The following is a 13248-nucleotide window of genomic DNA, read 5'->3' on the forward strand; positions in this document are numbered from 1 at the left end:
CACCTCCGGTCGGCGGCGGGAGAGCGAGGGCCGTCGTCATGAACGCGCCCGTCAAAGACATGCTGCAGAGCTACCCTGCCGACCTCGGGAACATCGACCAGGACAGGCTCGCCCGCTGCATAGAGGAGTGTCTCGCCTGCGCCCAGGCCTGCACGGCCTGCGCCGACGCCTGTCTCTCCGAGGGGATGGTGGGTGACCTCACCAAGTGCATCCGCACCGACATGGACTGCGCCGACATCTGTACCGCGACCGCCGCGGTCCTCTCCCGCCACACCGGATACGACGCCAACATCACCCGCGCCCTCCTCACCGCCTGCGCCGTCGCCTGCAAGGCGTGCGCGGACGAATGCGCCACTCACGCCGACATGCATGAACACTGCCGACTCTGCGCCGAGGCGTGCCGTTCGTGCGAACAGGCATGCAACGACCTGATGGCGTCCCTCGGCTGACCGCCTCGTCGACGGAATGCGCGAGAACCGCTGCCCCGGCCCGGGGCCCGGGGCCGGGTTCGAGGACCAGCGCCCGAGCTGTCGTAGACGTCGCCTTCGCAGTTCTGCCAGACCGGATGGTGGTCCCGGCCCACGGGCGGGGCCATGGGTGGGGCCATGGGTGGGAGACGTCCGTGGTGACGTGGTCCCGGCTCGACCCCTGCCAGGGTGGCGGCGGGCCCGCGAGCGCTGAAGCGGAGCACAGGCGGGCCACCGTAAGGAACTTGACCGGCGATGTCGCTCCACCGGCACGGGGGCGAAGAGCGGTGTGGTGCCGGCGGATCGGACGCCTGCCGCCGGTCAGTTCAGCGGCACCAACGCGACCGGGGCGTGGCTGTGGTGGATGGCCGCGTGTGCGACGTGACCGATGTGCGGGCCGACCGGCACCTTGCGGCCGCGTCGGCCGACGACCAGCAGTGACGCTCCCTGCGCCGCGTCCACGAGCCGGGCACCGGGAGGACCGGTGACCGCCTCGTGGGTGACGTGGACCCCTGCGTAGGTCTTCTGCCATGGCCGGAGCAGTTCCGTCAGTGTCTGCGCCGCGTGGTGTCCGAGCTCGTCGCCGATGTGCGGGTCCATCACGCCGGCGTACACGTAGACGGCAGGTAGGCTCCAGCAGTGCAGGACGTGGAGCGGACAGTTCCTGCGCGCGGCCTCGGTGAAGGCGAAGCCGAGGAGCGGGTCGCCGGGGTCGGCGAGGTCGATGCCGGCGACGATCCGGGCCTGCGCGGCGTGGCCGGCGTCAGCTGTGGGCGGTCTCACCAGGACGACCGGATGCCGGGCGGTGCCGACGACGGCGAGCGAGACCGAGCCCATGAGGAACCCGCCGATTCCGCGGAGGCCCCGAGAGCCCAGTACGGTCAGTTCCGCGTCGTCCGCCTCCCGGCCCAGGACCGCCGCGGCGGAACCCGGGACGCACCGTGTGCTCACCTCCAGTGCCGCGTGGTCCCGGAGCGCCTGCTCGGCGGCGCCGTGCAGCAGTGTTTCGGGTCGGCTGTCGGGCTTCGGGGAAGGCCGGTGGGCCGGGGGAGTCTCCGCCCGCTCCGCCACGTACAGCAGGTGCAGCGGCACATCGCGGAGCGTCGCCTCGTGCGCTGCCCACACCACCGCTGCGAGACTCTCGGGTGTGCCGTCCACGCCCACGGTGACCTGCGCCGTCATGGCATGCCTCCTTCCGGTGCCCGCGCGGGTGGCAGGGTGATCACCTCCAGCTTGCTGCGGCGCCGGCCCCGGCTCACAGGGGCCGAGAGGGCCGGACCGGGACCGAACGGCCCCATCCCCTGGCTGCCGCGCAGCGCCCGGGGTGTGCCGGAGCGTGCCGTGGTGTGCCGGCAGCCGCAGGGCGGTGACGCGGAGGTCGGGCCGTGCGCGTGTCGCACACCGCGCTGCCCGCGCCGGGCGGTGATAGTCGGCCCATGCATACCGCCGTGGCGGTGGTGGCCGCCCTGCTGTCCGCCCTGAGCTTCGGGGTCGCGTCGGTGGTCCAGCAGCAGGCGGCCAGGCAGGCGCCCGCGCAGGAGTCGCTGCGTCTTCGCCTGGTCCTCGACCTGGCCCGTCAGCCGGTGTGGCTGGTGGGAATGGTCCTGGTGGTGTTCTCCTACGCGCTGCAGGGCCTGGCCCTGACCTTCGGCCCGCTGGTGCTGGTACAGCCGCTGGCCGCCACGGACCTCGTCTTCGCGCTGCCGCTCCTCGCCTGGCGCCACGGGCTGCCGCTGTCCCGGCAGGACCTGGCCGGGATCGTCTGCACGGCCGGTGGGGTCGCGATGTTCCTGGCGGTGCTGCCGCCGTCCCCGGAAGGCACCGCAATTCCGGCGGCACGACAGTGGCTGCCCGTGCTCCTGGCCGTCGGGAGCGCGGTGGTGCTTCTGGCCGAGATCGGCCGGAGAAGCCGGGCGACGACACGAACCGCCCTCTTCGCGATCGCCGCCGCCCTGACGTTCGCCCTGCTGGACAGCGTGACCAAGAGCGCGGCCGGACGGTTCAGGACCGAAGGGTTCGAAGCGGTCGGCCACTGGGAGCCGTACACGGTGGTCCTTGTCGGCGTGATCGGCCTGATCCTGTCGCAGAGTGCCTACCAGGCAGGCTCCCTGGCCATCAGCCTGCCGCTCATCGACTGCCTCGAACCCGTGGGTGCCGTGCTGATCGGGGTCGCCGTCTTCGGCGAGCAGCTTGCCACGTCCACCTGGGCACTCGCGGTGCAGGCACTGGGGGCCGCAACGGCTGTGACCGGCATCGTCATCCTGGACAGATCTCCGTTGGCCCGGGCCTGAACGGTTCGGAGCCCCGGCCGGTCATGCCGAGGCGGCTGCCCGCAGGTGGCAGCGGACGTCGACGACTCCCTCGACGGAGCGGGTGAGGCGTTCGGCCAGGGGGATCAGGTGCTCGTCTCTGACCTGGCCGGTCAGGGTGGCGATGCCGTGGGACACGATGACCTTGACCGATTGGTGTGAGAGCGGGAACAGGCGCTCGACGACGCTCCGGCGGATCTCGGCGGTCAGGTCCTCGTCGGTGCGGAGGAAGACCTTCAGGAGGTCGGCACGGCTGACGATGCCGCGGAGTGTGCCCTCCGCATCGACGACCGGGAGGCGCTTGATGCGCCGGTCGGCCATGAGCCGGGCGGCCTGGGGGAGTGTGGCGTCGGGGCGGATGGTGACGGCGGGGCTGGTCATGAGGTCCTCGGCGCGGGTGGAGCCGGCCTTGGCGGTGTCGCCGAGGCGGCGCATCTGCTCGATCAGGCCGGGGCGGTGCTCGTGGAACTCCTCCTTGGGCAGGAGGTCGGCCTCGGAGACCACGCCCACGACACGCCCCTCGCCCTCGACGACGGGCAAGGCGGTCACCTTCCACCGCTTCATCGCGGCGGCGATGTCCTTGAAGCCGGTCTCGGGGGTGACGGCGACGACCTTGGCGGTCATCACGTCGGCGACGGTGTACGGGGTGGAGGTCATGGCCGGGTCCTCAGCGTGCGTGGGCGAGCGGTGTCCCGCCGCCGTAAGGGGCGAAGTGAAGAGGCGGGTGCCGGCCGGGAACGCGACCCGGCGGGAGTGGGCGAGCAGGGTCTCGCCGGTTTCCGGTGCCATCCCGGCGAGGATGCCGTGCACGGTGCCCATGGTGTGCCTCCAACCCGTGCCTCCACCCTGCTCCGGCGGTCACGGCTTACGGAAGGGCCGCGCGGTGCACACCGCGGGGACCGTCCGGCCCTCTTCCTCGGGCGAGGACGGCCTCGCCGGTCGCCCGGTTGCGGCGGCGCAGGTCGGCGACACCCTGGAAGAGGCCGCAGTCCACCGGGACACGGGCGCGACCGGGACATGGCGACAGCCCTCCTCTCGGGACGGAAGCCGATCTCCAGCCTCGCATCGGACTCCATCCGGGGGAGGGTCCCGAACGGCCCCGGTACGGGTCCGACCGGCCCAGGCGCGGCAGTGGGACGGAGGGACAGCCTGGCATCGTCACCGCCGCACAGCAGAGAGGACCACGTCGTGAAGGTACTCGTCCGCCTCGCAGGCCGCGGGCCGCAGTGAAGACGGCCTGGTGCTGGGAGTACCAGGGCTACGACCCCAAGACCGAGCGCCTGGTCGAGTCCCTGTGCACCCTCGGCAACGGCCGTTTCGCCACTCGCGGATCGGCCCCGGAGAGCGCGGCCGACGCCGTCCACTACCCCGCCACCTACCTGGCCGGCTGCTACAACCGCCTCACCTCCGCCGTCGCCGGACGCGCGGTCTCCAACGAGGACATGGTCCGGCTGCCGGACTGGACCGCCCTGCGCTACCGCTGCCTGCCCGACGGCGCGCCGCCCGGCGACTGGCTCACCCCGGACCACCCGTCACTCCGGCACTGCAACGTCTCCCTGGATCTCCGCGCCGGCACACTCACCCGCCGGTTGCTCTTCCACGACGCCCAGGGCCGCCGCCTCGGCGTCACCCACACCCGCATCGTCCACATGGGCGATCCGCACCTCGCCGCGCAGCACACCGTCTTCCACGCGTACGGATGGAGCGGCCGGATCGAGGTCGTGTCCGTACTCGACGGCGACGTCACCAACACCGGGGTGGAGCGCTACCACGCCCTGGCCGGACGGCATCTCGTGGAGCACCGAGCCGGAGTCGAAGCGGAAGGCACCGCCTGGCTGTCCTGCACCACATCGGCTTCCCGGGTGCGGATCGGTCTCGCCGTCCGTACGCGCGCACGGCCGTTGACGACGGTGCGCACGACCTGCACGGCCGACACGGCCACCCAGGGGTCCGTGCTGCCGGTCCGGCGGGGGCGGCCGGCCGTCGTCGTGAAGACCGCCGCGCTGTTCAGCTCCCTCGACCGCCCCGTGACCGATCCCGTCCGACGCAGCATCGAGTACGTCGGCCAGGCCCCGGACTTCCCGACGCTGTTGGCGTCGCACCGGGCGTCCTGGGGCCGGATCTGGAGCGAAGGAGAGGTGCGGACGTCGGGGGAACCCGGAAGGATCCTGCGCCTGCACGCCTTCCACATCCTGCAGACCCTCTCGCCGCACACGGCCGAGCTCGACGCCGGTGTCCCCGCCCGGGGCCTGCACGGGGAGGCGTACCGGGGCCACGTCTTCTGGGACGAGCTGTTCGTCCTGCCCTACCTCGCCCTGCACTTCCCCGACACCGCGCGGGCCCTGCTGGCGTACCGGCACCGGCGGCTGCCCGCGGCCCGGGAGGCGGCCCGGCGGTCGGGGGCGAAAGGGGCGATGTTCCCCTGGCAGAGCGGCGGTTCCGGGGCCGAGGAGACGCAGAGGCTGCACCTCAACCCCCGCTCCGGCCGCTGGCTGCCCGACCACTCCCACCTCCAGCGCCACGTCGGGTCGGCCATCGCCTGGAACGTGTGGCAGTACGGCCTCGCCACCGGCGACACCGGCTTCATGCACGGGGCCGGCGCCGAACTCCTGCTGCACATCGCCCACTTCTGGGCGGGAGCCGCCGCCTGGGACATCGGCCTCGGCCGCTACCGCGTCCGCGGCGTCGTCGGTCCGGACGAGTACCACGACGCCTACCCGGACGCCGTCACGCCCGGCATCGACGACAACGCGTACACCAACGTCACCGCGGCCTGGGCCGTCGCCCGCGCACTGGACCTGTACGCGGAACTCCCCGTGTCCCGGCGCGCCGAACTGCTCGCGCAGCTCGGCCTCGCGGCGGAGGACCTCGGCCTGTGGGAGGACGTCTCGCGCCGCATGTACGTGCCCTTCCACAGCGGTGTGATCAGCCAGTTCCACGGCTACGGCGACCTCGCCGAGCTGGACTGGGACGCGTACCGATCCCGCTACCAGGACATCCGCCGCCTGGACCGCATCCTGGAGGCCGAAGGCGACACCCCCAACCGCTACCAGGCGTCCAAGCAGGCCGACACCCTCATGCTCGGCTTCCTCTTCAGGCCGGCGGAACTTGCCGGCCTGTTCCGCCGCCTCGGCTACGCCTTCGACGACGGCCTCTGGGCGAGGACCGTCGCGTACTACCTGCGGCGGACCTGCCACGGCTCCACGCTCAGCAGCCTCGTCCACGGCTGGGTCCTCGCCCGGCAGCAGGGCGGGGACGCCTGGCGGTACTGCCGCGAAGCGCTGCTCGGCGACATCACCGACGTCCAGGGCGGTACCACCGGCGAAGGGATCCACCTCGGCGCCATGGCCGGCACCCTCGACCTCGTCGAACGCGGAATCGTCGGGCTCGATCCCGGCCCCGACGGGCTGCGCATCGACCCGGTGCCGCTCTCGGAGATACCGGGATCCGCGTTCTCCGTCTGCTATCTCGGGCACCGGGACATCCGCATCCGGTTCCGCCCCGGCCGGCTCGGCGTCCGCGTGCCTCCGTCGCTCCTCGGCCCGGTGCCGCTGGTACTGCCCGGCGGCCGGACGGAGCGGGTCGCCCCAGGTCAGGAGCGCTGGTTCCGCCTGCCGACGGACTGAGAGGCAGGTGCAGCACCGCCTGTGGAAACACCGCACCGCCGGGTGCCTCGCGTGGCGGTCACCCTCCGCCTCGCACACGCTGAAGGTAGATCTCGGAAGGGATGAAGGGCATGGACACGCAGCAGGAGACTCCGCGCATCGTGGTGGGCGTCGACGGATCGCCCTCGTCCCAGGCCGCACTGGGCTGGGCGGTGCGGTACGCCGGCCTGGTCGGCGGCAAGGTGGAGGCGGTGACGGCCTGGGAAGTCCCCGGCGAGGCGTCGTGGTCGGCCCCGGCGGTGGACGCGACCTTCGACGAGGAGGAGGCCGAGCGACTGCTGGTCGAGGAGGTCCGCACCGTACTCGGTGACCAGGGGGCGTCCCTGGTGCACGAGCGCCTGGTGCACGGCCACCCGGTCGAGGTGCTGGTGGACGCGGCCAAGGGGGCCGACATGCTGGTGGTGGGCAGCCGCGGACGCGGCGGCTTCCGCCGGGCGCTCCTCGGCTCGGTGAGCCAGCAGGTGGCGCTCCACGCCTCGTGCCCGGTGACCATCGTCCGCCCGGACGCGGCCGACCGGTAGCCGACGTCATGCGGTGCGGCCGCCGCCGTCCGACGTCCGTTCGATGTCGAGGTCCAGGAAGTGCGCCGAGCACGAGATGCAGGGGTCGTGGTTGCGGACGGCCCGCTCGCACAGCCGGGTGAGCTCGGCCTCGGAATCCTCTCCGCGGTCGATCCCGGCCTGCACGGTCCGGCGCAGGTCCTCCTCGATGGCGCCCTGGTTCTGCGCCGTCGGCGGAACGAGGCGCGCGTCGGTGATGCGGCCGCCGTCGTCGATCGCGTAGCGGTGGTACAGCAGGCCCCGGGGCGCCTCCGTGGCCCCGTGCCCGGTGCCGGCCCGGCCGGGCACCTCCACGTACGGGCGGGGCGGCGGCTCGTACGCGTCGACGAGGCGCAGCGCTTCCTCCACGGCGTACAGGACCTCCACCGCACGGACGAGGATGCTGCGGTACGGGTTGCGGCACGCGGTGCCGCGTCGGGCGCCCGTCGCGCCGGGGGGCGCCGGGGGGTCGCCCAGTCCGGCCTGCCGGGCGGCGTCGAGGGCCGTGGGCGAGAGGAGGTGCCCGCTGATGGCCCAGCGCGCGAGTGAGCCGGTGAGGTGCCTGCGGCCGTCCAGCCGCGAGTGCAGGGCCGTGGAGTGGCGGACCTGCGCCTCGGCGACGTGGCCGCAGAAGTCCCGCAGGGGGAACGTGCGGGGCGCGGAGGGCTCGTCGTACGGGAGTACGGTGGGGACGCCGGACTCGATGGCGTAGGTGCCGGTCTCGGCCAGGGCGAACAGGTCGGCGTCGCACTCGGCGTCGGGGAAGTCGAACCCCGCCACCCAGCGCACCGTGTCCCAGGCGTCGTCGAGGGCGCCGCGCAACCGCTCTCCAAGCGGGCGCAGTTCCGCGCGGGTGGGGGTGCGGTGGAAGCCGCCGAGGCGGACGTTGACGGGGTGGATCGCGCGGCCGCCCAGCAGTTCGACCACCGCGTTGCCGGTCTGCTTCAGGCGCAGTCCGCGTTCGACGTGCTCCCGGTGGCTGCGGGCGAGTCCGATCACGTCGTGGTGGCCGAGGAAGTCCGGAGCGTGCAGCAGGTGGATGTGCAGGGTCTGGCTCTCGATCCATTCACCGCAGTACAGCAGGCGGCGGAGGGCGGCCAGTTGTCCGCCGACGGTGACGCCGCACGCGTCCTCGACGGCCCGGCAGGCGCTCATCTGGTAGGCGACGGGGCAGATCCCGCAGATGCGGGAGGTGAGGTCGGGGGGCTCCGTGTGGCCTCTGCCGCGCAGGAAGGCCTCGAAGAACCGCGGCGGCTCGTAGATCGCGAGGCGTGACTCGACGACGGTGCCGTCGTGGATCCTCAGGTGGAGCGCGGTCTCGCCCTCGACCCGGGTGAGGGCGGGGATGCGCAGTACCCGGGACCCGGGCGCGGGCTGCTTCATCCGGTCGCCTCCGCTCCCGCCGCCCCGGGCCCCTGCCCTTCGACGGCGGTGAAGGCCGTGACGTTGAAGGTGTGCAGGAACCTGTCGACCTCCTCCTCACCCATGCCGTCACGGTGCAGGAGCGGGAGGAGTGCGGGGAGGTTGGTGGTCGCGGCCGGGCCGAAGCAGCCGTAGCAGCCGCGCCCGTAGGTCGGGCACAGGGCTCCGCAGCCGGCGTGGGTGACGGGACCGAGGCACGGCGTCCCGTGGGCGACGGTGACGCAGACGTTGCCGCGCCGCTTGCACGCGAAGCAGACGCTGTGGTTCGGAATGCCGGGCCTGCGCCCGGCCAGGAACGCGGTGATCACCTCCAGCAGCTGGCCGCGGTCGATGGGACAGCCGCGCAGTTCGAAGTCGACCCGGACGTGGGCGGAGACGGGCGTGGAGGTGGCGAGGGTCGCGATGTAGTCGGGGCGGGCGTACACGGTCGCGAGGTATTCCTCGACGTCGGCGTAGTTGCGCAGTGCCTGGACGCCTCCGGCGGTGGCGCAGGCGCCGATGGTGACGAGGTGCCGGGAGTCGGCGCGGATGCGCCGGATGCGCTCGACGTGCTCGGGGGTGCTGACCGAGCCTTCGACCAGCACGAGGTCGTACGGGCCCGGTGCGGGCTCGCTGGACGCTTCCGCGAAATGGGCGATCTCCAGCTCGGTGGCGATGCCGAGCAGTTCGTCCTCGCAGTCGAGCAGGGTCAGCTGACAGCCGTCGCACGAGGCGAACTTGAAGACGCCCAGTCGGGGACGGGCGGGCTGGTGCGGTGCGTGGGGCGCGTTCATCTCACAGTTCCCGGACGGCGAGCAGGGGAGCGGCCTGGTCGTAGCCGACGACCGGGCCGTCGCGGCACAGCAGCAGCGGCCCGAGCTGGCAGTGGCCGCAGTGGCCGGTGGCGCAGCGCATGTTGCGCTCGAGGGAGACCTGGATGCGGGCCGGGGGAACGCCGCGGTGGACCAGGGCGCGCGCGGTCGCACGGATCATGACCTCGGGGCCGCAGACGAAGGCGGTCGTGTCCGCCGGAGTGAACCGGGCCTCGCCGAGCAGCGAGGTGACCACTCCGACCCTGCCGGTCCAGTCGTCCGAGGGACGGTCGACGGTGACGGCCGCGAACGGCCGGCGCCAACCGGGAAACTCGTCCGGGTACAGCAGGTCGCGGGGGGTCCTGGCACCGGCGAGGACGTTGATCCGGCCGTACGCGCCCGGCTCGGCCTGTACGGCATGGATGAGAGGGCGCAACGGGGCGAGGCCGATGCCGCCGGCGACGACGAGCACATCGCCGCCGCGCGCGGCCGCCGTGTCCCATGCGGTGCCGAAGGGCCCGCGGACCGCGACCTGTGCGCCGGGCCTCAGGTCGTACAGCGCACGCGAGACGGCACCGACGGCCCGTACCGTGTGGGCCAGCCGGCGGGCGTCGGGGATCCGGGACACGGACACGGGGATCTCCCCGACACCGAACGCGTACACCATCGCGAACCGGCCCGGCGCGAAGCGGGCCAGGGGCTCGCCGACGGGCTCCAGCGTGAGCGTGACCGTGTCGTGGGTCTCCTCCCGTCGGTCCGCCACGCGGTAGGGGAGCGGTGCCGGCGTCATGGCGTGCGCCCGTTCCCCGGCGTCCCGTACAGGTCGAGCAGCCGGGTGCGCGTGGCCCTGAGGCGTTCTCCGATGGTCTCGGCGACGAGGGTGACCAGCGCCAGGCCGAGCGTGGGCCGTACGGCGCAGAGGTCGCGTACCGCGGCGGCGTCGAACATCCAGGCGCGGGTGGGCTCCCGGGTCTCGGCGCCGAGGTGCCACTGCCGGGGCGGGCACAGCCACGACCAGCCGAGCAGGCCGCCCGCGCCGACGGTCTCGACGACGGCGCGTCCCCGGCCGGGCACCTGGACGTCGAGCGCGACCGTGCCCGAGCGAAGGACCCAGAAGCGGTCCGCCTCCTCCCCCTCTTCGAAGACCCGCGTGCCGGCCGGCATGAGGGTGTCGCGGGCCAACGCCATCAGCCGCTCGCGCTCCTCTGCCGGCAGAGCGGCGAGCAGTCCCTCGCCGCCCGGCCCGCCCGGATCCGCGGTCATGGCGTGTCCTCCTTCCCCGCTGCCTCCTGGTGCAGGGCGTGGGCCTCCTCGGTGAGGTCGATGCCCGTGGGGCACCAGACGATGCAGCGGCCGCAGCCGACACAGCCGGAGCTGTCGAACTGGTCGTGCCAGGTGCCCAGCTTGTGGGTGAGCCACTGGCGGTAGCGGCTGCGCGGGGTCGCCCGGACCGGGCCGCCGTGCAGCAGGGAGAAGTCGAGGTCGTAGCAGGAGTCCCAGCGGCGCCACCGCTCGGCGTGGTCACCGGTGAGGTCCGTCACGTCCTCGGTGGTGGTGCAGAAGCAGGTGGGGCAGACCATGGTGCAGTTGCCGCAGCTCAGGCAGCGGGCGGTGACGTCGTCCCAGCGGTCGGCCTCCAGGCTGTCCCGCATCAGCGTGCGCAGGTCCACCAGCGGCATGGACCGGCCCATGCGGTCGGCGGCCTCGCGCACCCCGCGGGCGGCGGCGGCCCGGGTGCCGTCGTCGGCGGCGTGGCTCGGGAGTTCCGCGAGGACCGCGGTTCCCTCCTCGGTCCCGCTCCGGCACAGGAAGCGGTGGCCGCCGTCGTCCACCACCTCGGTGAGCGCGAGGTCGTACCCGGCATCCACGGCCGGTCCCGTGCCCATCGACACGCAGAAGCAGGTGGCACCGGGCTCGGTGCACTCGACCGCGATCAGGAAGGCGCCCGTCCGTCGGGACAGGTAGGCGGGATCGCGGTACCGGCCGCCGGACATAACCCGGTCCAGGATGCGGATGGCGCGCAGGTCGCAGGGCCGCACGCCGAGAAACGCGTACGAGACGCTCTCCGGCCGCTCCTCGCGCACGGTCAACTCGCCGCCGGGCCCGCGGTCCGCCGACCACTGGCGGACCCGCTCGGGGTGCAGGAACGACTTCCACGACTGGGGCCCCGCGCTGTGCGCGAACGCGGCCCCGTCCTCGCGCCGGCGGACCCGGTACCGTCCCGCCTCCAGCTCCACTCCCCACCCGTACGGCAGCTCGGCGGCGGAGTCCACCTCGTCGAGCACGATCGCCGCGTCACGCAGGGTCGGGCCGATCACCGTACGGCCGCGGCTCCTGAGGACCTGCACGAGAGCGTCCAGACCGGCGCGGTCGAGCACCGCCTCGGCCCAGCCGCCGGCACCCCGTCCGATTTCCTCGGGGTCGCTCATGGTCTGCCCTCTCCTCCGTGCCCCGCGGCCCGCGAGGGGCGGGGCGCGGGGGGAGCAGCGGTCCGCCGGCGGGTGGCCGGACGGTGTCCCCGTGCTCACGGACAGGGTGTCAGGCGGACCCTTCGCAGGCCGCGAATCCGGTCCGGCGAGTCCCGTCGCGCAGGGCCGTCCGGGCGTGGGCGCCGTCGGAGGAGGCGCCGTACTGCTCGATGTCCGCCTCGATCCGCCGGACCAGCCGCGGGACCGCGCGAAGCACCGACGGGGTCAGGCCCGGCCCCGTCGACCGGTCCGCACCCTCGACCGCGTACACGATCAGGCGGCCGGGAGCGCGGCCGAGCACGGCGCCGAGACGCAGCGCATCGGGGAATCCGAGACCGTGCGTGCTGTGCCTCCCGGCGGCGGCCGTGCGCAGCGCACCGGTCGTGGCGGCATCCCAGCGGTGGGTCCGCCCCGGCTGTGCCGAAGGGGGGAAACAGGCGTCGACGACGATCGCCAAGGCGGTGTTCTCCCACAGCTCGATCAAACGCCCGGGGTCCCCGTCGCACTGCGCGAAAACGGTGTCCGCGGGCGGCCGCCGCTGCGCGGCGCGGTCCTTCATCAGGCCGGCCACGACCGGTCCGACACCGTCGTCCCTGCGGAACGCGTTGCCGACCCCGATGACCGCCGCAGGGGTGAACGCTTCCATCGGTCCCCTTCTCCCTCTCCGCGGACGGCCCGGCGGTGACGCCGACCTGCGCGACCCGGGACGGACGCGACCGCGTACCGATGGTCGGGCCGGTCGCGGTGGTCCGCACCCGGAGCACCGCGCCCGGCGCGCGGGCCGGTGCACCCGAAGCCAGACTGGACGGGGGAACTGAGGAGGCAGTCATGAAGACAGCGCGGGAGATCATGCACACCGGTGCCGCCTGCGTGCAGGAGACGGAAACGCTCGTGGACGCGGCGCGCCGGATGAGCGAGCTCGACGTCGGAGCGCTCCCCATCTGCGGTCCGGACGACCGGCTCCACGGCATCATCACCGACCGTGACATCGTGATCAAGTGCCTGGCCAAGGGAAAGGACCCGAGCCACATGACGGCTGGGCAGCTCGCCCAGGGCAAGCCGGTGACGGTGGACGCCGAAGCGGGAGCGGACGAGGTCCTGGCCACGATGCAGGACCACCGCGTCCGGCGTGTCCCCGTCATCGCCGACCACCGGCTCGTGGGAATGATCAGCGAAGCCGATCTCGCGCGGCACCTTTCCGACGAGCAGGTGGGCCACTTCGTCGAGACGGTCTGCGCCTCCCGGTGATCCGGAGGCACTCCGCCCCGGCGGGTGGCGTGCCTGCCGCGCACGGCCGCGGAGCCGGCCCGTGGCGCGAGGGTTCACCATGGCCGCCGGGACCGCCCTCAGCGCATCTCCGTCGTACGGCTGCTCGTCGTACCGCCGCCTGAACCGCCCGACCAGCGTCGGGCCGGCCCCCCGGGCCGTAGGACCATCGGCCCCCCACCGGAAGGGCCCGGTCGGTCCCGGGCAATTGGCCCTCTCGGCACTGCGGGCGGAGTGAGGCGCGGCGAGATCGTGGAAACCCGGACGCCGTCCGGGGCGCCGTTTCCCCAAGAGGGTGACCACGATGCAGCGCATACGGAT

13 protein-coding genes are annotated in these 13248 nt (G+C 73.3%); 5 read left to right on the top strand and 8 right to left on the bottom strand.

Annotated features, from left to right (window positions below; all coding sequences use genetic code 11):
• The first annotated feature begins 38 nt into the window (after positions 1 to 38).
• Positions 39 to 449: a four-helix bundle copper-binding protein gene (locus ACIF6F_RS06480; protein WP_399942008.1), complete on the top strand. Its 411-nt coding sequence runs from the start codon at positions 39 to 41 to the stop codon at positions 447 to 449.
• Between the two features lie 339 nt (positions 450 to 788).
• On the opposite strand, the gene ACIF6F_RS06485 is transcribed toward ACIF6F_RS06480, so the two are convergent.
• On the bottom strand, positions 789 to 1649 hold the full coding sequence (locus ACIF6F_RS06485; protein WP_399942010.1) for a universal stress protein: 861 nt from the start codon (positions 1647 to 1649) through the stop codon (positions 789 to 791).
• A 254-nt stretch (positions 1650 to 1903) separates the two neighbouring features.
• Here ACIF6F_RS06485 and ACIF6F_RS06490 point away from each other — a divergent pair, with 254 nt between their 5' ends.
• Positions 1904 to 2758 (top strand): DMT family transporter, encoded by an 855-nt coding sequence (locus tag ACIF6F_RS06490; RefSeq protein WP_399942013.1) that lies wholly within the window; start codon positions 1904 to 1906, stop codon positions 2756 to 2758.
• A 21-nt stretch (positions 2759 to 2779) separates the two neighbouring features.
• Here the strand turns inward: ACIF6F_RS06490 and ACIF6F_RS06495 are convergent, their stop codons facing one another.
• Positions 2780 to 3433 (bottom strand): CBS domain-containing protein, encoded by a 654-nt coding sequence (locus ACIF6F_RS06495; protein WP_399942214.1) that lies wholly within the window; start codon positions 3431 to 3433, stop codon positions 2780 to 2782.
• 569 nt (positions 3434 to 4002) lie between these two features.
• On the opposite strand from ACIF6F_RS06495, the gene ACIF6F_RS06500 reads away from it, so the two are divergent.
• Both ACIF6F_RS06500 and ACIF6F_RS06505 read left to right on the top strand, forming a co-directional pair.
• Positions 4003 to 6402 (top strand): glycoside hydrolase family 65 protein, encoded by a 2400-nt coding sequence (locus ACIF6F_RS06500; RefSeq protein ID WP_399942014.1) that lies wholly within the window; start codon positions 4003 to 4005, stop codon positions 6400 to 6402.
• A 110-nt stretch (positions 6403 to 6512) separates the two neighbouring features.
• On the top strand, positions 6513 to 6962 hold the full coding sequence (locus ACIF6F_RS06505) for a universal stress protein (protein ID WP_399942017.1): 450 nt from the start codon (positions 6513 to 6515) through the stop codon (positions 6960 to 6962).
• A gap of 6 nt (positions 6963 to 6968) precedes the next feature.
• On the opposite strand, the gene ACIF6F_RS06510 is transcribed toward ACIF6F_RS06505, so the two are convergent.
• The 6 genes from ACIF6F_RS06510 to ACIF6F_RS06535 form a co-directional block, all read right to left on the bottom strand.
• Entirely contained in the window at positions 6969 to 8363 is a 1395-nt protein-coding gene (locus ACIF6F_RS06510) for a Ni/Fe hydrogenase subunit alpha (protein WP_399942020.1), read from the bottom strand.
• Positions 8360 to 9175: an oxidoreductase gene (locus tag ACIF6F_RS06515; RefSeq protein WP_399942023.1), complete on the bottom strand. Its 816-nt coding sequence runs from the start codon at positions 9173 to 9175 to the stop codon at positions 8360 to 8362. Before ACIF6F_RS06515 ends, ACIF6F_RS06510 begins: the two co-directional genes overlap by 4 nt.
• A gap of 1 nt (position 9176) precedes the next feature.
• Entirely contained in the window at positions 9177 to 9983 is an 807-nt protein-coding gene (locus tag ACIF6F_RS06520; protein WP_399942026.1) for an FAD/NAD(P)-binding protein, read from the bottom strand.
• Positions 9980 to 10456, bottom strand: a complete 477-nt coding sequence (locus tag ACIF6F_RS06525) for a cyclic nucleotide-binding domain-containing protein (RefSeq protein ID WP_399942029.1) — start codon at positions 10454 to 10456, stop codon at positions 9980 to 9982. Before ACIF6F_RS06525 ends, ACIF6F_RS06520 begins: the two co-directional genes overlap by 4 nt.
• On the bottom strand, positions 10453 to 11622 hold the full coding sequence (locus ACIF6F_RS06530; protein ID WP_399942032.1) for a 4Fe-4S dicluster domain-containing protein: 1170 nt from the start codon (positions 11620 to 11622) through the stop codon (positions 10453 to 10455). Before ACIF6F_RS06530 ends, ACIF6F_RS06525 begins: the two co-directional genes overlap by 4 nt.
• Before the next feature lie 109 nt (positions 11623 to 11731).
• Positions 11732 to 12307: a hydrogenase maturation protease gene (locus ACIF6F_RS06535; protein ID WP_399942035.1), complete on the bottom strand. Its 576-nt coding sequence runs from the start codon at positions 12305 to 12307 to the stop codon at positions 11732 to 11734.
• 182 nt (positions 12308 to 12489) lie between these two features.
• On the opposite strand from ACIF6F_RS06535, the gene ACIF6F_RS06540 reads away from it, so the two are divergent.
• Complete coding sequence (locus tag ACIF6F_RS06540; RefSeq protein ID WP_399942038.1) at positions 12490 to 12909, top strand: CBS domain-containing protein; 420 nt, start codon at positions 12490 to 12492, stop codon at positions 12907 to 12909.
• Positions 12910 to 13248: the final 339 nt, after the last annotated feature.

This window comes from Streptomyces sp. NPDC086023 (genome assembly GCF_044540325.1).
Lineage (GTDB): Bacteria > Actinomycetota > Actinomycetes > Streptomycetales > Streptomycetaceae > Streptomyces.